The 16,497-nt window shown below is 49.2% G+C and carries 18 protein-coding genes; 5 read left to right on the top strand and 13 right to left on the bottom strand.

The window, feature by feature from the left end; translation table 11 throughout:
* Nucleotides 1-71 precede the first annotated feature (71 nt).
* The 7 genes from ung to C6Y40_RS21340 all read right to left on the bottom strand — a co-directional run bounded on the left by ung (nt 72) and on the right by C6Y40_RS21340 (nt 7,383).
* Nucleotides 72-731 carry a uracil-DNA glycosylase gene (ung, locus tag C6Y40_RS21310; RefSeq protein WP_105936412.1) on the bottom strand — a complete coding sequence of 220 codons (660 nt, stop codon included), beginning with the start codon at nt 729-731 and terminating at the stop codon, nt 72-74.
* Entirely contained in the window at nt 731-2,020 is a 1,290-nt protein-coding gene (gene thrC, locus C6Y40_RS21315; RefSeq protein WP_105936413.1) for a threonine synthase, read from the bottom strand. Before thrC ends, ung begins: the two co-directional genes overlap by 1 nt.
* An 11-nt stretch (nt 2,021-2,031) precedes the next feature.
* On the bottom strand, nt 2,032-2,988 hold the full coding sequence (gene thrB / locus C6Y40_RS21320; RefSeq protein ID WP_105936414.1) for a homoserine kinase: 957 nt from the start codon (nt 2,986-2,988) through the stop codon (nt 2,032-2,034).
* Between the two features lie 22 nt (nt 2,989-3,010).
* Entirely contained in the window at nt 3,011-5,476 is a 2,466-nt protein-coding gene (gene thrA, locus C6Y40_RS21325) for a bifunctional aspartate kinase/homoserine dehydrogenase I (protein ID WP_105936415.1), read from the bottom strand.
* A 329-nt stretch (nt 5,477-5,805) separates the two neighbouring features.
* On the bottom strand, nt 5,806-5,997 hold the full coding sequence (locus C6Y40_RS21330) for a hypothetical protein (RefSeq protein WP_105936416.1): 192 nt from the start codon (nt 5,995-5,997) through the stop codon (nt 5,806-5,808).
* Between the two features lie 345 nt (nt 5,998-6,342).
* Nucleotides 6,343-6,861, bottom strand: coding sequence for a PepSY domain-containing protein (locus C6Y40_RS21335; RefSeq protein ID WP_105936417.1), 519 nt, complete (start codon nt 6,859-6,861; stop codon nt 6,343-6,345).
* 138 nt (nt 6,862-6,999) lie between these two features.
* Nucleotides 7,000-7,383, bottom strand: a complete 384-nt coding sequence (locus C6Y40_RS21340; protein ID WP_105936418.1) for a SpoIIAA family protein — start codon at nt 7,381-7,383, stop codon at nt 7,000-7,002.
* A 149-nt stretch (nt 7,384-7,532) separates the two neighbouring features.
* Here C6Y40_RS21340 and aceK point away from each other — a divergent pair, with 149 nt between their 5' ends.
* Entirely contained in the window at nt 7,533-9,251 is a 1,719-nt protein-coding gene (gene aceK, locus C6Y40_RS21345) for a bifunctional isocitrate dehydrogenase kinase/phosphatase (RefSeq protein WP_276309531.1), read from the top strand.
* 108 nt (nt 9,252-9,359) lie between these two features.
* Here aceK and C6Y40_RS21350 read toward each other — a convergent pair whose 3' ends face one another.
* The 4 genes from C6Y40_RS21350 to C6Y40_RS21370 all read right to left on the bottom strand — a co-directional run bounded on the left by C6Y40_RS21350 (nt 9,360) and on the right by C6Y40_RS21370 (nt 11,654).
* On the bottom strand, nt 9,360-9,866 hold the full coding sequence (locus C6Y40_RS21350) for an outer membrane beta-barrel protein (protein WP_105936419.1): 507 nt from the start codon (nt 9,864-9,866) through the stop codon (nt 9,360-9,362).
* 301 nt (nt 9,867-10,167) lie between these two features.
* Entirely contained in the window at nt 10,168-10,551 is a 384-nt protein-coding gene (locus C6Y40_RS21360; RefSeq protein WP_105936421.1) for an MAPEG family protein, read from the bottom strand.
* Nucleotides 10,552-10,584: 33 nt separating this feature from the next.
* Complete coding sequence (locus C6Y40_RS21365) at nt 10,585-11,115, bottom strand: DUF3833 domain-containing protein (RefSeq protein ID WP_105936422.1); 531 nt, start codon at nt 11,113-11,115, stop codon at nt 10,585-10,587.
* Nucleotides 11,116-11,117: 2 nt separating this feature from the next.
* Nucleotides 11,118-11,654 (bottom strand): chalcone isomerase family protein, encoded by a 537-nt coding sequence (locus C6Y40_RS21370; protein ID WP_105936423.1) that lies wholly within the window; start codon nt 11,652-11,654, stop codon nt 11,118-11,120.
* An 87-nt stretch (nt 11,655-11,741) separates the two neighbouring features.
* On the opposite strand from C6Y40_RS21370, the gene C6Y40_RS21375 reads away from it, so the two are divergent.
* From C6Y40_RS21375 to nspC, 4 genes are all read left to right on the top strand, one after another.
* Entirely contained in the window at nt 11,742-12,725 is a 984-nt protein-coding gene (locus tag C6Y40_RS21375; RefSeq protein ID WP_338065268.1) for a 1-aminocyclopropane-1-carboxylate deaminase/D-cysteine desulfhydrase, read from the top strand.
* 41 nt (nt 12,726-12,766) lie between these two features.
* The gene (locus C6Y40_RS21380; protein WP_105936425.1) at nt 12,767-13,174 is read left to right on the top strand and encodes a hypothetical protein; all 408 of its coding nucleotides are present in this window, start codon (nt 12,767-12,769) and stop codon (nt 13,172-13,174) included.
* Nucleotides 13,175-13,286: 112 nt separating this feature from the next.
* A complete protein-coding gene (locus C6Y40_RS21385; RefSeq protein WP_105936426.1) occupies nt 13,287-14,489 on the top strand; it encodes a saccharopine dehydrogenase family protein in 1,203 nt (400 codons plus the stop codon).
* 22 nt (nt 14,490-14,511) lie between these two features.
* Nucleotides 14,512-15,642, top strand: a complete 1,131-nt coding sequence (gene nspC / locus C6Y40_RS21390; RefSeq protein WP_105936500.1) for a carboxynorspermidine decarboxylase — start codon at nt 14,512-14,514, stop codon at nt 15,640-15,642.
* A gap of 155 nt (nt 15,643-15,797) precedes the next feature.
* Here nspC and C6Y40_RS21395 read toward each other — a convergent pair whose 3' ends face one another.
* A complete protein-coding gene (locus C6Y40_RS21395) occupies nt 15,798-16,061 on the bottom strand; it encodes a Txe/YoeB family addiction module toxin (RefSeq protein WP_105936427.1) in 264 nt (87 codons plus the stop codon).
* Complete coding sequence (locus C6Y40_RS21400; protein WP_105936428.1) at nt 16,054-16,308, bottom strand: type II toxin-antitoxin system Phd/YefM family antitoxin; 255 nt, start codon at nt 16,306-16,308, stop codon at nt 16,054-16,056. Before C6Y40_RS21400 ends, C6Y40_RS21395 begins: the two co-directional genes overlap by 8 nt.
* Nucleotides 16,309-16,497: the final 189 nt, after the last annotated feature.

Genomic DNA, 16,497 nt, shown 5'->3' on the forward strand with positions numbered 1-16,497 from the left:
GTTTTTTAAAACGGGCTACTAAGTGACTTATTAACTGGTGGCAAGTACTAATCTGCATAGAGGTTAGTATTTTATAACTGCCAGTTAATGGGTGACTTGTTCTGGCTACTCAGAAGCTGGTTAGTCTGGCTGAAGTGTTTACAGCCCAAAAATCCCCGGTGTGCAGACAACGGTGACGGGTGTGGTGCACTCAGTACATGATGTTTGCTGGTATCGATATGCATGCCTTTCTTTTGCGCGTGGCTGCCCCACAGTAAAAAGACCACACCTTGTTGATGGCGGTTAACGGCATCAATCACAGCGTCAGTAAAGGTTTCCCAGCCCCATTTCGCATGGCTGTGGGCTTTTCCCTGCTCTACCGTTAACACGGTATTTAACAGTAAGACTCCCTGCTCCGCCCAACGGGTGAGTGTGCCATGTTTTGGTATCACAAACCCATCGATGTCGGCGGCCAGTTCTTTGTAGATATTAACCAGCGACGGCGGCGTTTTAACTCCCGGTAATACCGAAAAACACAAGCCGTGGGCCTGGTCCGGACCATGATAAGGATCCTGACCAAGGATAACCACTTTCACGCTTTCCAGCGGTGTGAACTTAAGCGCATTAAATACGTCTTGTTGAGGCGGATAAATTACCTTACCCGCCTCACGTTCAGACTGAATGCGGGCCATCAGCCGGGTAAAGTACTCAGCCTCTTTTTGTGGCCCCAGGGCATCATGCCAGGTGGTCATTACTCGCCTTTGAGTAACGCAATCATATGCGCTTTTAGAGCTTCGTAATCGGCCGGCAGCTCCGCTTCCAGGCTGTCCTGATTGGCGCAATCAGCCAGCGGCTTAGGCAGACTCAGCGGCGTACCTAAAACGTTTTCAACGGTTTCACGGAATTTGGCCGGATGCGCAGTACCTAAGAATACGCCAACTTCATCGTCATTCAGGTCGTGGCTCACCGCACGGTAAGCAATGGCGGCATGGGGCTCAGAGGTATAGCCTTCTTTGAGCAACTGACGCATAGCAAGCTGCGTATACTCTTCGTCTACAGACTCACCGCGCAGGATGGCTTTGTCAACATAACCGCGCTCTACAAGCGCTTCAATGCGTGGCCAGTTGTTAGGCTGGCTGACATCCATGGCATTAGACATGGTAGCCACAGTAGCATTAGGCGCCCATTCACCGGTTTTCAGGTAACGTGGTACGGTGTCATTCAGGTTAGTTGCTGCAATAAAGCGTTTAATGGGTAAACCCATTACCTTGGCAATCATGCCAGCGGTAAGGTTACCAAAGTTACCACTGGGTACCGAAAAGACCGCTTTGCTGCGCTTGTCTTCAGGCAGTTGTGCTACCGCTTCAAAGTAATAACAGACCTGAGCTAACAGGCGGCTGATATTGATAGAGTTGGCAGAGTTAAGATGCAGGCCTTCGCGTACGTCAACATCATCAAAGGCGTGTTTAACCATTGCCTGACAGGCATCAAAGTCACTCTCAATAGCAACGGTATGAATGTTATCGCCCAGGGTGGTAAACAGCTTTTGCTGCAGTGGGCTGATCTTGCCTTTGGGAAACAGGATAACCACGTTGATGTTATCCAGCCCGTGGAAGGCATGGGCAACCGCAGCACCGGTGTCACCGGAGGTTGCAGTCAGAATGGTGATAGGTGCGCCGTCACTGATGCGAGCCAGGCACTGGGCCATAAACCGGCCGCCAAAGTCTTTAAAGGCCAGTGTGGGGCCGTGGAACAATTCCAGGCAGTAGGTTTTATCATTCACCTGCTCCACTTTGGCCGGAAAAGTAAACGCGTCTTTTACAATATCGGCAACAGTGTCTTCACCCAATTCATCGCCAATAAAAGCCGACAGGATTTTAGTGGAACGCTCCACAAACGGCATTGCCAGCAATTCATCAATGTTGTCAAAGCTGGGGATTTCAGTAGGAAAAAATAACCCCTGATTACGTCCCAGCCCCTGCTTTACTGCCTGCGCAAATGATACCTGTTCACTTGCGTCTTTTAAATTTACCAATTGCACTTTGTTATACCTTACTCTTGTTCCTGCTGTGATCCGGCGCCTTGCGCTGGGATACGGCATACATGGCTGAAGCCATCTTCATTTTGAATATAGTTCTCGGTTAACCAGTTGGCTATATCATTGGCCTGGCGATAATCATCGCACACGGCAAACACGGTTGGACCAGAACCTGAAATCCCAAACGCCAGCGCGCCATTGGCCATGCTGTAATCCCGGGCTTCATCAAACACCGGCAATAACGACTTACGGTAGGGCTCAGCAATCACATCCTGCATCACGCTCGCAGCCATGGAAAAATCATCGTTGTACAGCGCGTGTACAAAGATACCTAGCTGACGGCCAAAGGTGAGTGTGTCTTTAAGCGGCACTGCATTGGGCAGGATATTACGCGCTGCAGAAGTGGATACGCTGATACCCGAATAGCACACTACCCAGTACCAGCTTTTCACTACCGGCAGCGATACGGTAACGTTATCTTCCTGCCCGGTCATCAACGTCATACCGCCCAGATAACACGGTGCAACATTATCGTAATGGATACTGCCGCTGATTTGCCCTTCAAGCTCACCCATCATTTTCAGCAGGGTGGTTTTATCAAACGGACGCTCAAAATGTTCGTTCAAACCATGAAACGCCGCCACAATCGAACTGGCACTAGAGCCCAGACCACTGCCGATGGGCAGCGATTTGAGCAAAGTAATGTGTACCGGTGTAGTGGCCAGATTCCTGGCCTGCATGGCTTTCACAAAAAAGTGATAGCAGTCGGTAACGATATTCTCATCGGCATTGGCCGGCAGTTTGTGCGCAAAGACACCGGCAACAGTAAGTCCGTACTCGTCTGCATCACTGATAATGACTTCGTCACCCAGTAAGCTACCATCCAATGGTTGTAAGGCTGCGCCCAGAACATCAAAGCCGAGGCTGATATTGCCTATTGATGCGGGTGCGTAAGCTCTGGTTGTTTTCATTTTTACTAATCTCTAAAACCGGTTAATACGCGTTTTGTTTCCATGGCATGGTACGAAGAATATCTGCAAACACGCCTGCAGCAGTTACCGTAGCGCCAGCACCGTAGCCGCGGATAACATAAGGAATAGGCGTATAATAATCACTATGGATTGCCAACGCGTTTTCACCATCTTTCACTGCTGCCAATGGGTGTGAGCCTGGTACCGCCTGAATGGTGACTTTACATTTATCACCTTCAATCGAGCCAATGTAACGTAATACTTTACCCTCCGCCGCGGCACTTTCAACCCGCTTGGCAAAGTCAGCATCAAGCCCGGGCAACTGTTCCATAAAGCTGGCCACATCGCAGTCTTCGGCAAACCCTTCCGGCAGCACTGATTCAATCTCAATGTCGCTGAGTTCCAGTTCTAAATCGGCTTCGCGGGCCATAATTAACAGTTTACGGGCCACATCCATACCGCTTAAGTCGTCGCGTGGATCGGGCTCAGTAAAGCCGTTTTCTTTGGCAGTGGCGGTAGCCTGAGATAAGGTCAAGCCTTCTTCCAGCTTACCAAAGACGTAGGATAAACTGCCCGACAGAATCCCCTCAAAGCGGTGCAGTACGTCACCGGCAATAAACAGTTTCTGCAGGTTATCAATTACCGGCAAACCAGCACCCACCGTGGTTTCATACAGATACTGGCGGTTAGTATTTAAAGCGGTTTTACGCAGCTTTTTGTAATAGTCAAGGCTGTCTGTATTGGCCTTTTTATTCGGTGTGACTACATGGAAGCCATTTTCCATCATGTCGACATACTGACTGGCAATGGCTGCATTACTGGTACAGTCGACAATCACCGGATTCACCAGCGCATTGCTGTTCACAAAATCATGCAAACGCTCAACAGAGAACGCATCGGCGGATTCATTTAACTGGGCTTTCCAGTCGCTGTTAACATCCACACCTTGACTGCTGAGCAGCAACTTACGGCTGTTGGCGATGCCATATACACGAAGCTGAATGTTGCGCGCCAGTAAGGTAGGTTGCTGCTTGGCAATCTGCCCCAGCAACTCTGCGCCTACTACACCACAACCAACCAGGAATACATCGATAGTATGCAGGTCTGAGAAGAAGTTCTGGTGAATCACCTTAACCGCTTTCTTGGCACGCTTGGCTTCGATGACCGTTGAAATAGAGCGCTCAGAAGATCCCTGGGCAATGGCAATATTATTCACCCGCGCCTGGGATAACGCATTAAAGAAGCGTGCTGCCAGCCCTTTGGTATGACGCATGCCATCACCTACCAGGGTCACAATGGCTAGTTCGTGGCGCACTTCAATGGGATCCAGTAACTGGTTTTGCAGTTCCAGGGCAAAGGCATCTTCGAGCAGATTCTGTGCACGCAGTGCATCTTTGCTGGAAATACAGAAGCTGATGGAATATTCAGAGCTCGACTGGGTAATAAGACTGATAGAGATATGCGCGTTAGACATTACCTCAAACACCCGGCTTGCCATGCCAACCATGCCTTTCATACCCGGACCGGCCACATTAAACATAGAGATGTCATCAAGCTGAGAAATCCCTTTTACGCTGGTCCAGGTGGTGCTCGCCTCATTGCTGATAAGCGTACCCGGTGCGCTGGGGTTTAAGGTGTTTTTAATTAAGCAGGGAATATGATGCTGGGCGATTGGGCCAATTGTTTTAGGATGCAGTACCTTGGCACCAAAGTAAGACAGCTCCATGGCTTCCTGATAAGTTAGCTTATCAAGTAATACCGCGCCCTCAACCTGATTCGGGTCGGCATTGTAAACGCCATCCACATCGGTCCAGATTTCACAACATTCAGCGTCAATACAAGCGGCCAGTACAGCGGCAGAATAGTCAGAGCCATTGCGACCCAGAGTCACCTTCTCGCCTTCTTCATTGGCGGCCACAAATCCTGGCATAATGATCAACTGGCTGCCATCGGTAACCACTTCACTGAAATTGGCTTTGCTCAGCGACACATCCGCAATGCTATCGAGGTAATCACCCTCGGCTAATACATATTTAACCGGATCAAGGACCTGGTTACTGATCCCTTTCGCCGCCAAAATGCCGCTAAACAAATTAACGCTGATGTATTCGCCCAGACTCATGATGCTGGCGGTTACGGCATCCGGAGAACGCCCTAATAGCGCGATACCTTGTAACTGCTTTTTCAGTCCGGCTAACTGAGTAGTGATAAAATCGTTGATGGTGGCAACATCAAAACCGGCAACCTGTTCGCTGAGTTCAGCAGCGATGCCCAGCACTTTGTCATTTAATTCGCCAAACAGAGCCTCGTAGTCTTCGCCCGCCGCAGCTTGTTCGCAAAGCGCACCAAGAGCGTTAGTGACGCCTTTCGGGGCCGATAATACTACCGCAGCTCCATTGGCCTGGTGGATCGTCATGCTAATCTCGGTCACTCGCAAATAACGTTGCGCATCGGCCAGAGATGAACCACCAAACTTTAAGACTTTCATTGAATGCTCCTTGACTGCATCGTGTTTTGGGCATTGCCCATTTTCTTTACCGCAAAAAAAAACCCGCTCTTGTGAGGGCGGGCTTTCGTTGTCTGTTTGCTTACGCGCACTAGCCAGCGACCGCCCTCGTTGAGGTGGTAATAATCATGCCGGTGGTGCTCATAATCGTCTTCATGTGGTCAATTTGCCGTATAGACGTCTATATGTCAACAGCCATTTGCACAATTTTAGACCGTTCCCTGACCTTTTTGCGGCGGGAATCTTTATTTTGGGCGCGCATAATATCACGAGAGTACGCCTCACTTCTACACCCACAACCCGCCTTTATGCTACTGGTCTACCGTGCTCTCCTGCATCATCTGCCGGGCACTGGATAAAGGGAGCGGTTTATTCGGGGTTGCCGTCACGCGCTCATCATCGGCGCGCCACTCAAAATCGGCATAATACTGCTTGCGATACGCTGTTGGTGTAACGCCACAGTACGTTTTTGAACGCTGCCAGCATAGCTCTGTGCTCGGCATGACTTACCTGCACCATAGCCAGATAATCCGAAGGGCTGTAGCCGCTGACTTTTCTATATATGCGGGAAAAGTGGAAATAACTTAGAACAGCCCCTTAGGCTTAGTTCGCGGCGGTAAGCGGCACAGCCAGGTTGTTATGATACCCACCTCAAACCAGAGTATGTTTCTCACAATCCCCTGCGCGTAGCATGACTGCGCCAGTTTCTGACCGACCCGAAACAGCCTGTGAACCGCCCCTGCCTATCCGAATAAGCTAGCAAACCAACATCTATCATTGCACCCTATGGTAAAATGCAAAAAGCCGCTGTAATGAGCGGCTTTTGTGGTTCTGGTGGCCTGGCAGAATTAGCTACTGAACAACACCATCAGTACGGCAAACACAAAACCTACACCGGCTATTTTAAGCCCGTTTTTAAACGGTAATGCGCGCGGGATAAACATCAGGAAAGCCGACACCACGAAAAACAGCAGCGCAATACCAAAGGCAATGTTCATAAAAAATAACGGGCTGTTAGTTGTTGCCTTGTGCAGCTTAACCATTTTATTGAGCGGGAACGGATAATCCTTGCTCGTTACGCGGGCTTCACCGGTTTGTTTGTTGTATTCGCCCTGGGGAAAAACAATTTTACCGTCTGTTTCCTGTTCTACTTTAAACCCACGCATGCGCAGTTGTTCGCCAAGCCCTTTACCGTTTAAGCCTGCTTCTAACTGACGATGAGAGGTTTGTTCAAACTTCAGAAAGTCGGTGGAGCGAAAAATCAGTAACACGCCACTAAGCGCATAAACCGCCATGATGCCGGCCAGAAAAAAACCAATCCAACGGTGATACTGTCTGAAACTATTATGAAATTTGGGCGACGCCATGGGGTCCTCTTTAAAACTCGTAATGCGGCAGAAATCTTGCCTGGGATTATTGAACAGGCGCTATTCTGCCGAAAATTCCATGTGGAATACAGCGAATTAACCTTTCTTAACGCTGAACCCAAAATCGCTGACGATGGATTATTCACACAACCAGTTAATGGCTTCGCGACTTTCGTTAAAATAATTGATTTCGCCGCTGATAAACCAACTGCCGATACTGGCCATCAATGCCTGCCATTCGGCATTGCCAACAATAGCAATTTTGCTGAATTCACTGCCATGGCGTAATCCTATTTTAAAATCATCCCAGGCGGCCCACAGTTCCCAGCCCTTAAATTCGGTAGCATCAAAGAGCATTCGAACCTGCGGTGATTCAATCGTCTCGAGCGCGCCTTCCAGCAAAGGCATGAACGCTTTGTAATCCTCGTGGGTTAACTTACCTACTGCTTTCATCGACACATACAGAGTGTTGTCAAACCGTTCTATACCAATAGCAATACCATGAGTAACCTGGGCAGCCATAACGCCTCCTTATACTTTAGTTTCAGGCACAGTTTACTGTAGCGCACTACTATTCATGCTGATTTATATCAACATAACGCAGCGGGGCGTACCGAATCAGGGCCTGCCTGTGCTATGTTCTGTTCATTGAGTTCAGGCGGATACCCACAGTGTCAGATAAAGCGCAGGCAAAAAAAATGGCCTATCAGATTATGACCAGCTTCGACAAAAACTATCGCTGGTTCACCCGTGTCACCCGTGGCGCGCAGGAGCGTTTTGAAAAAGGACAGTGGCAGCAGGCCCTGGCGGCCTCTAGAGAGCGTATCTCGCTATACGAACAAAGTCTGGCGACAGCAGTCGCCGAGTTATATGACTTTATCATGGACCACCGCAAGGACCGGCAGTTTTGGGAGCTGCTAAAAAAAGCTTTTGCTGAGCTCATTGAAAACCACCCGCAGTACGAATTAGCAGAAACTTTTTATAACTCAGTCATTGGTAAGGTGTTCCGACATAAATCCATCGACAACAGTATTATGTTTGTGACCTCAAGCCGTTGCTTCCTGGCCGGCCAGGACAGACATAAAGTGATCCACAGTTTCGATACCACCACCACAGTAATGGAAATGTACGAGTCCATTTTTGCCTGTTACCGGTTCAATATTCCCTTCGAGGACCGTGGCCGGGATATGCAGCAACTCGATGATGCCCTGCGCCAGCGCCTGAGCAAAGAAGAACTAGCCAGCGTTACCGCGGTTGAAATGCTGAAACCGGTGTTTTACCGGGGTAAAGCCGCTTACCTGGTTGGCCGGATTTGTATGCCTGAGCGCACCGTGCCTTTTGTAATAGCCCTGCATACCAACGAAAATCGCCAGATCTATGTAGATGCTCTGCTCACCGAGCGCCAGGATCTCAGCGTGGTTTTCGGCTTCGCCCGCAGTTACTTTATGGCTGATACCCAGTTTCCCGGCGAGTTGGTGGCGTTTTTGCACGAGCTACTGCCAAATAAAAAACAGTTTGAGCTGTTTATCGCACTGGGTCATTACAAACACGGTAAAACGGCCTTTTATCGTAACTTTCTCGAACATATGGATAACTCAGACGATCAGTTTGAAATTGCACCGGGGATCCGTGGCCTGGTTATGATGGTGTTTCATCTGCCTTCCTACGGCGTAGTGTTTAAGATTATTAAGGATGAATTTGCCGAAAGTAAGAAGATTACCCGTGAGCACGTTATCGATCGCTACAAGCTGGTAAAAATGTCAGACCGGGTGGGCCGTATGGCCGATACCCACGAGTATGTGAACTTTCGTTTTCCGCTCAGCCGGATATGCCCGGCTTTACTCGAAGAGTTACAGGATACCTGCGCATCCAGTGTCGAAACAACCGACGATGAGCTGATCATTAAACACCTGTATATCGAGAAAAAGCTCACGCCGTTAAATCTGTACCTGCAGCAGGAAACGGACCCAGAGAAACTACATAACGCCATTGATGAACTCGGCACCTGCATTAAACAAATTGCCATGGCAAACATCTTTCCCGGCGATATGCTGCATAAAAACTTTGGCATAACCAAGCATGGCCGCGTGATCTTTTACGACTATGATGAAATTTGCTGGATGGATGAACGTAATTTTCGCTCAATCCCGAAATCGGACGATCCCTATGCCTTAGACACCCTGTCGGTAGCGCCGAACGATGTATTTCCTGAACAGTTTGAACACTTTATTGTGGGGAAGCGGCCGTTTAAAGAAATGCTGAAATCCCTGCATGGCGACCTGATGACACCAGAATACTGGCGCGATGCGCAAAAAGAAGTCTCCCAGGGCACCATTCATAATTTTACGCCTTATCCGGGTTCGCGCCGCTTTAAACGCCAGAATCAGTGATAAGAGGGTGTTTGTAAATCGGTGAGAATTTGCTGGAGTTCAGTGTAACAGGAAAGACATGGGCTAAATGGTAAAGGCGCAAGTGTAATCTGCGCCTCAATATTAGCATTAGTAGCTATAACGAACCCCTAAAGATAATACATCGACTTCATCAAAGGCTTCGTACAGAGCTTCAATTGCTACTTGATCACTTACCTTAAATGATGCGCCACCACCGAAACCAAATTCCCAGTCATCTTCAGAAACAGACTCGCCACCCGCACTGGCTGTTGCTTCTAAACGACCGTACGACGGTTGCAGGAAAACGCCGAACTTTTCGTTTACGTTGTACTGTGCGCGAACGCTTGCCACGATCAGGCTGTCGACTTCAATATCAACACCGTAAACCGTATCGTCACCTACGCCAAAGCCCACACGTAATTCCGGCATGAAAGTCAGCGAGTCATTGTCATAGGTATAGCCAACACTGCCGTAGACAGCGCCGAGTGAAATATCATCAGCTTCAATGTCCTCATTCAAGCTGGAATAACCGCCTGACAGGTTCCATTGGGCATTGGCAGAAACGGATGCGCCAATTAATAGAGAAAAAGAGAGTGTTTTAAGAAGTGTTTTCATTTTACATTTTTCCTTTGTAATGATGACCAACACAGGCAGGGACCCATCAAATGGGAGAAAGGCAAATCCACTGCCCGATGTCCGGTCAGGAATTTATCACAGGAATAACGTTACTCACCAGATTATTTACGTTTTCTTTATCGAAATGTTCAAGTTACGCAGTTTTGCAATGGATTCGCTCTTGCAACGCATTGAGGCATTCTATGGTGTGATGAAAGCCTGCAGGCAGATCGTTCAAATTTGCCTGCAAACGGGAGCCTGATATTAATTTTTGTGCAATCCACCACTAGTCTAATTTCACTTATAAAAGAGTAGCGAACAAGGCAACGCTAATGCCCAGCCCCGCCACAAACATGATGCTGCGCAGCTTGTCGATGTCATACCAATAGCAAAGCAGGTACACAATGCGACAAATCACGAAGGCCACAGCCAGGTAGACGTGGGTTGCCCCAACCGTGCTTAAAGCCAGTACCGCCAGTGCTGCAGGGGCAAAATAGGTAATCGCCTCAAAACAATTATAATGTGCAGCATTAGCCCTAGCGCCAAAGCCTTCAAGGGATTGCTGCTGAGCACGTGGGTGGCGATTGTCGTAGCCACCGGCGCGCTGCATGGCCACCGCCAGTGGCACCTTGGCTAAAAATGGCATGACGCAAACCAGCATCAGGCAAAGTAAAAAGATTGTCACCGGTGTTCCTCCTTGTCTGGTGTCAGACTTACGTTATTGTTGTTGCATAAATATGGTGACTTCGGCCATAACCAGACCAAACTTTTTCACATAAGAACGGTTCATCAGGGTGCCGTCGCCCATGGCCCAGAACCAATCGTCAAACGCCACCTGATATGTAGTATCGTCTACCGGTAAGTCCATTTCGTATTGAAAGTTAAATGCATTGCCGTACGACGTGCCCTTTGCCACACCCAGAATATCTCCGGCCCGGCCTTCATAAACACCGTTGCCGGTTGGCGTTATCCGCCAGGTGCGTTGCATTGGCCCCTCGCCCACCTCGTAGTTGAACGACTCGTCCAGCACCAGCGTGTTGCCATCCATACTGCCTTTAATGTCTACCGTGAAGCGCTGCACCACATCTCCGGATCGGTTTTGTACGATGCCCCAGGCTTTTACATCACCAACAAAAAATGACTCCAGCGACAATGGCGGTGTAGTCTGCTGATACTTGCTGCCATCAATAGAGGCACTGCACCCGGCTAATGCAAAAAATAAAATCCCTAAAACCAATATACGATACATTTCTATTCCTCCAACTCCAGTAATTTTGCTCTGAATTCAGGCTCGGTGGTTTGTGGTCCCAGCCAGATATTAAAAAACCATTCGCCAAATGCCACTTCCTCTACCTCGCCCACCAGCTCATCGTTGTGAAAAAAGCGCGTGACGCCGGCACTGGTTTTGATGCCGGTGATAGTGTCCTGTTCTTTCACATCCGGGAAAATCTGCTGCATCGTACTCTGCCAGCGTTCAATGCGGGATTTGTCCGACAGCCCTTGTTCGCGCATTTCCTTAATCGAACGCTCAGCGATGTCTTCACCGTCAAAATCACGCAGATAGGTAAGCGCCAGAGCAAAAGACTCCTGTGGCTGCCATTTTCCCTGCGGGGCAAACAAGCGTGCGTCATACACGTCCCAGAACAGGTACGAGTAGCGGGCCTCCCCCACTTTGGCTGCGCCGGGTATCGCTGAGGTAACCAATTCAGGCACGCCGCTACTGGCCTGAGCAGTATAACTCAGTACGAAAAAAGTCAGCGCGCCTAGCCGCTGCAGATAACTTTTCATAAAATCTCCGAAAAATCTGATACTGCTTATACCGTGGCAACCACATTCGTGATCACATTGGCAAAGTACCGGCGATTGATCTTTGTAATGGCTGGGATTACCCTGCCCTTTTCGTTACTAATAGCAATAGCCACCATGACTCCCGAACATCTGCAAAAGCAGTTAGGACTCAGTCTGCCTTCTCCGTTACAGCGTTTTACACCAAACTGGCCAGGTGCAGAAAATGTCACCCTGTGGGTGAAACGCGATGACCTCATCCACCCTATTATTTCGGGTAATAAGTGGCGCAAGCTGAGTCAGTTGTTGGCAGACCACGCTGCCACAACGCAACACATTGTGAGTTTTGGTGGAGGCTTCTCAAATCACCTGCACGCCCTTGGCTGGTGCTGCCAGCAACTGGGTATTGAGTTTACGGCGCTGGTCAGAGGCAACTATGGAGCATCGCCAACGCCGATGCTGACCGACCTTAGCCGCTGGCAGGCCAATATTCGCTATCTCACTAAACTGGAATACAGGCAACGTGATGAGCCTGACTTTTTAGCCGACCTGAGCGAACAATATCCCGGCGCCCTGATCATTCCCGAAGGCGGCAGTCAACATGCTGCGCTGGCGGGCGTCCAAACTATGCTGGCGGAATGTCCTAGCCCGTTTGATAAGATTATTACTCCCGTAGCAAGTGGCGCGACTATGGCGGGAATAATAAATGGCGCCGGAATGATTGCTGGCGTTAGCGCCAGGCAGCAAGTATTGGGTATTGCAGTTCTTAAAGGGGTTGGGTATCTTGAGGACTTGGTAGCTCAATTTTTACCCGCTAAATCAAACCGCGACTGGCAGATCCTGCATCACTACCATCACGGCGGTTATGCCCGCACCTCGCCGGCATTACTGACTTTATGTGAAGAAATGCAGCAGGCGTATGCGATCCCGGTAGAACCTGTTTATTCAGGCAAAGTATTTTATGCCGTAAAAGCATTGCTGGCCCAAGGCGCCTTTGCGGCCGGCGAGCAGGTTATCATTGTGCACACCGGCGGGCTACAGGGGGCCCGAACTGATCCTGACAGCCATTCGTAACGTTACCAACTAAGAGCATCAAAAACTAACAGGGAGACTACATGAGTGACAACCACACCGTTTTTTCACGTCCCAGCCAGTTGTTAATCGACCGCTCGTTAACCCTGTGTAAATCGCTACTGCGAATGGAAAACTCCTTTTATCCCTTTGCAGCGATTTATGAAAACGGTCGCATAGGCTGTTTATTCAGTGAAGACTTCGGCGTAGAGAATCCCGGTGAGATGCAAATTCTTGAGCATCTGCAATGGCGGATTATCGACAACATTACCGACAACGATGCCTACGCGACGTTAGTATACGCGGCACAAATTGAAATTAATGAGCAGGAAGCCCAGGACGCCATTGTGATTACACTGTGCGAACCCAACCGTCCTGAACGTTCGGTGGTCTATCCTTATTATCGACAAAACCAGCGCGTCATCCTTGCACCGCCACTGGTCGAAAAGTAATCATCATCTATAATTCTACAGCACGGCAGACGGTCAACTTTGCTTGCCTATTTTGCGCCGTCTGATAGCATTCAACGCAAATTTTAAATCCATTACAAAAGGGATAAAGACTATGTCTCGTGTTCTGATCATCGGCGCTGGTGGCGTAGCGGCAGTTACCGTAAAAAAATGTGCTCGCCTGCCTGAGTACTTCGACGAAATTTACCTGGCCAGCCGCACCGTTTCCAAGTGTGAAGCACTGCAACAGGAAGTGGGCATCGACCGTGTAAAAGGCGTATTCGCCGTTGATGCTGACGACGCTAAAGCCGTTGAAGCGTTAATTAACAACGTTAACCCGGATCTGGTGGTTAACCTGGCGCTGCCGTATCAGGATCTGCCCATCATGGACGCCTGTCTGGCCACTAAAACCGATTACCTGGATACCGCCAACTATGAGCCCAAAGACGTTGCTAAGTTTGAATACAGCTGGCAGTGGGCCTATCAGGATAAATTTAAAGAGGCCGGTATCATGGCGCTGCTCGGCAGTGGTTTCGATCCGGGCGTAACCAACGTTTACACCGCCTATGCTGCAAAACACTATTTCGACGAAATCCATTATCTGGATATTGTCGACTGTAACGGCGGCGACCACGGCCAGGCCTTTGCCACTAACTTTAACCCTGAAATCAACATCCGTGAGATCACCCAGCGCGGCCGATTCTGGGAAGATGGCGAGTGGAAAGAAACCGATCCGCTGAGCGTTCGTGAAGATCTGGATTATCAGAACATTGGTGTTCGTGCGTCTTACCTGATGTTCCATGAAGAGCTGGAGTCTATTGTTAAGCACTTCCCGTCTCTGAAACGCGCCCGTTTCTGGATGACCTTTGGCGATGCTTATCTTAACCACCTGCGGGTACTGGAAGGCATCGGTATGACCAGCATCGAGCCGGTGGAATTCCAGGGTCAGCAAATTGTTCCGCTTGAGTTCTTAAAAGCGGTATTGCCTAACCCTGGCTCACTGGCCGAAGGCTACACCGGCATGACCTGTATCGGTACTTATATTACGGGTATTAAAGACGGCAAAGAAAAGACCATCTTCATTTATAACAACTGCGACCACGCGGTATGTAACGAAGAAGTGGGCGCTCAGGCTGTCTCTTACACCACAGGTGTACCGGCCATGATTGGCGCGATGATGATGCTGCAGGGTAAGTGGCATAAGCCAGGTGTGTGGAATATGGAACAGTTTGATCCGGATCCGTTTATGGAAGAGCTCAACAAACACGGCTTGCCGTGGCATGTGCTTGAATGCGATAGCAGCCCATTCAGCAAATAACGGTATTGACGGAGACGACGGCGTGACCGATTTAACCCAACGCACTGATATTCCCTCCCCGTGCTACGTGCTGGAGGAAGCGAAGCTGGTTAACAACCTGGAACTGATGAAACGCGTACAGGATGAATCCGGCGCCAGAATTATTCTGGCCCTTAAAGGATTTTCCATGTGGTCTGTGTTTGACATTGTAAAACAGTACCTCCATGGCGCTACCGCCAGTTCGGTGTGGGAAGCCAGACTCGCCAGTGAAATGGGCAAAGAGGTGCATGCCTATGCGCCGGCTTACAAAGCCAAAGACATTGCTGAACTGGCAGGGTTAGTTAATCATCTGTCGTTTAATAGTCTTACTCAATGGCAGGCGTATAAGGATGCTTTGCCTGGTGTTTCGCTGGGCTTGCGCATTAATCCTGAACATCAGGAAGCAGACACGCCGTTATACGATCCGGCCGCACCGGGTTCGCGCCTTGGGATCCGCGCCAGCGAACTGGACGGTATCGATTTAAGCGGTATCGAAGGGTTTCATTGCCACAACCTCTGTGAGTGCGACTCTTTTGCAACGGCTCGCACCCTCGAAGCCATCGAGCAGCGCTTTGGTAAATGGCTGGGTCAGCTAAAATGGTTAAATTTAGGCGGCGGGCACCTGATGACCCGTGCCGGCTATGACGTTGACCATCTTATTAGCACGTTGAAAGCCTTTAAAACCAAATACCCGCACCTGGATGTGATCCTCGAACCGGGTTCTGCAGTGGCCTGGCAAACCGGGCCTCTGATTGCCGAAGTAGTGGATATCGTCAACAACGATGGGCCCATTGCGCTGCTGGATATATCTGCCACCGCGCATATGCCGGATGTACTGGAAATGCCCTATCGCCCAGCGATATTGCACAGCGGTCAACCCGGTGAGCTGGGTCATGATATCAAGCTTGGCGGCAACTCCTGCCTGGCAGGTGATGTAATAGACACCTACAGTTTCGCCGAGCCACTGGCTATCGGAACGCGACTGCAGTTTGAAGACATGATGCACTACACCATGGTAAAAACCACGTTTTTTAACGGTGTGGAGCACCCGGCTATTGGAATTTTACGCTCCAACGGGAATTTTGAAATAGTCCGTCAATTCCATTACGACGATTTTAAAGCGCGCTTATCCTAAGCGCGTTTCCATCACTCCGATTTTAACGCCATATTAGCTTTCATCAATCTAACGCCCTAATTGGGCGGCACAAACGCGTGGGCTATATTGCGAAGCGCCCGCGTGCTTTTGCCCCAGAGAACGGGCGAGTGCCTGAATTTGTTAGCTGCCACCTACTAGTAATGGTAACGACACGAGATAACCGTAATTGCTGTACCGTCTACCGCATATACCAAACGGTTAGTATCATCTATTCTACGGGACCAGAAACCTGCAAGATTTTCTTTAAGAGGTTCCGGCTTTCCAATTCCATCAAATGGAGCGCGCTTAACATCAGAAATTAACTTATTGATACGTTTCAAGGTTTTCTTGTCTTGAGTCTGCCAATATACGTAACTATTCCAAGCTTCATCAGTCCATGATAACAGCCTGTTACTCATCAATAAGTTCTCGCTGGGTCGTTTTTGCCGCTTTAAACTGCTCTATTGAACGATTTAAGTGTTCAGCGTTCGCTGGAGAACGAAGTAGATGAACGGTTTCCATAAGGCTGTTGTAGTAATCTAATGACATTACAACAGCATCTTCAGAGTCACGACGAGTAATTACGGTAGTATCTGCATCGTTGATTACATTGTCCAACACGGCTTTTAGACTATTTCGTGCTTCGGTAAAAGAGACAATTCTCATTTTGCACCCCACTTGTACATTATATTGGACAAGTCTAGATCGGAAATAAGCACATGTACAGGATATTGTGCATTACTGCCCCGTGGCAGCTAACGCCCTAATTTGGCGGCACACACGCGTGGGCTATACTGCGAAGCAGAGCCTGCGAGTTTGTGTCACCAACATTTGTTAGTTGCCGTAAACTCAAAC

The sequence above is a fragment of the Marisediminitalea alba genome, assembly GCF_002993365.1.
In the GTDB taxonomy this organism is placed as follows: Bacteria; Pseudomonadota; Gammaproteobacteria; order Enterobacterales; family Alteromonadaceae; genus Alteromonas; species Alteromonas alba.

Coding starts and splice junctions, on each gene's coding strand:
- C6Y40_RS21385 (WP_105936426.1), top strand. CDS start 13,287: ATGTCTCGTGTTCTGATCATCGGCGCTGGTGGCGTAGCGGCAGTTACC.
- C6Y40_RS21375 (WP_338065268.1), top strand. CDS start 11,742: ATGGCTGGGATTACCCTGCCCTTTTCGTTACTAATAGCAATAGCCACC.
- C6Y40_RS21400 (WP_105936428.1), bottom strand. CDS start 16,308: ATGAGAATTGTCTCTTTTACCGAAGCACGAAATAGTCTAAAAGCCGTG.
- C6Y40_RS21365 (WP_105936422.1), bottom strand. CDS start 11,115: ATGTATCGTATATTGGTTTTAGGGATTTTATTTTTTGCATTAGCCGGG.
- C6Y40_RS21340 (WP_105936418.1), bottom strand. CDS start 7,383: ATGGCTGCCCAGGTTACTCATGGTATTGCTATTGGTATAGAACGGTTT.
- C6Y40_RS21350 (WP_105936419.1), bottom strand. CDS start 9,866: ATGAAAACACTTCTTAAAACACTCTCTTTTTCTCTATTAATTGGCGCA.
- C6Y40_RS21330 (WP_105936416.1), bottom strand. CDS start 5,997: ATGCCGAGCACAGAGCTATGCTGGCAGCGTTCAAAAACGTACTGTGGC.
- C6Y40_RS21395 (WP_105936427.1), bottom strand. CDS start 16,061: ATGAGTAACAGGCTGTTATCATGGACTGATGAAGCTTGGAATAGTTAC.
- thrB (WP_105936414.1), bottom strand. CDS start 2,988: ATGAAAACAACCAGAGCTTACGCACCCGCATCAATAGGCAATATCAGC.
- C6Y40_RS21380 (WP_105936425.1), top strand. CDS start 12,767: ATGAGTGACAACCACACCGTTTTTTCACGTCCCAGCCAGTTGTTAATC.
- ung (WP_105936412.1), bottom strand. CDS start 731: ATGACCACCTGGCATGATGCCCTGGGGCCACAAAAAGAGGCTGAGTAC.
- C6Y40_RS21335 (WP_105936417.1), bottom strand. CDS start 6,861: ATGGCGTCGCCCAAATTTCATAATAGTTTCAGACAGTATCACCGTTGG.
- thrA (WP_105936415.1), bottom strand. CDS start 5,476: ATGAAAGTCTTAAAGTTTGGTGGTTCATCTCTGGCCGATGCGCAACGT.
- C6Y40_RS21370 (WP_105936423.1), bottom strand. CDS start 11,654: ATGAAAAGTTATCTGCAGCGGCTAGGCGCGCTGACTTTTTTCGTACTG.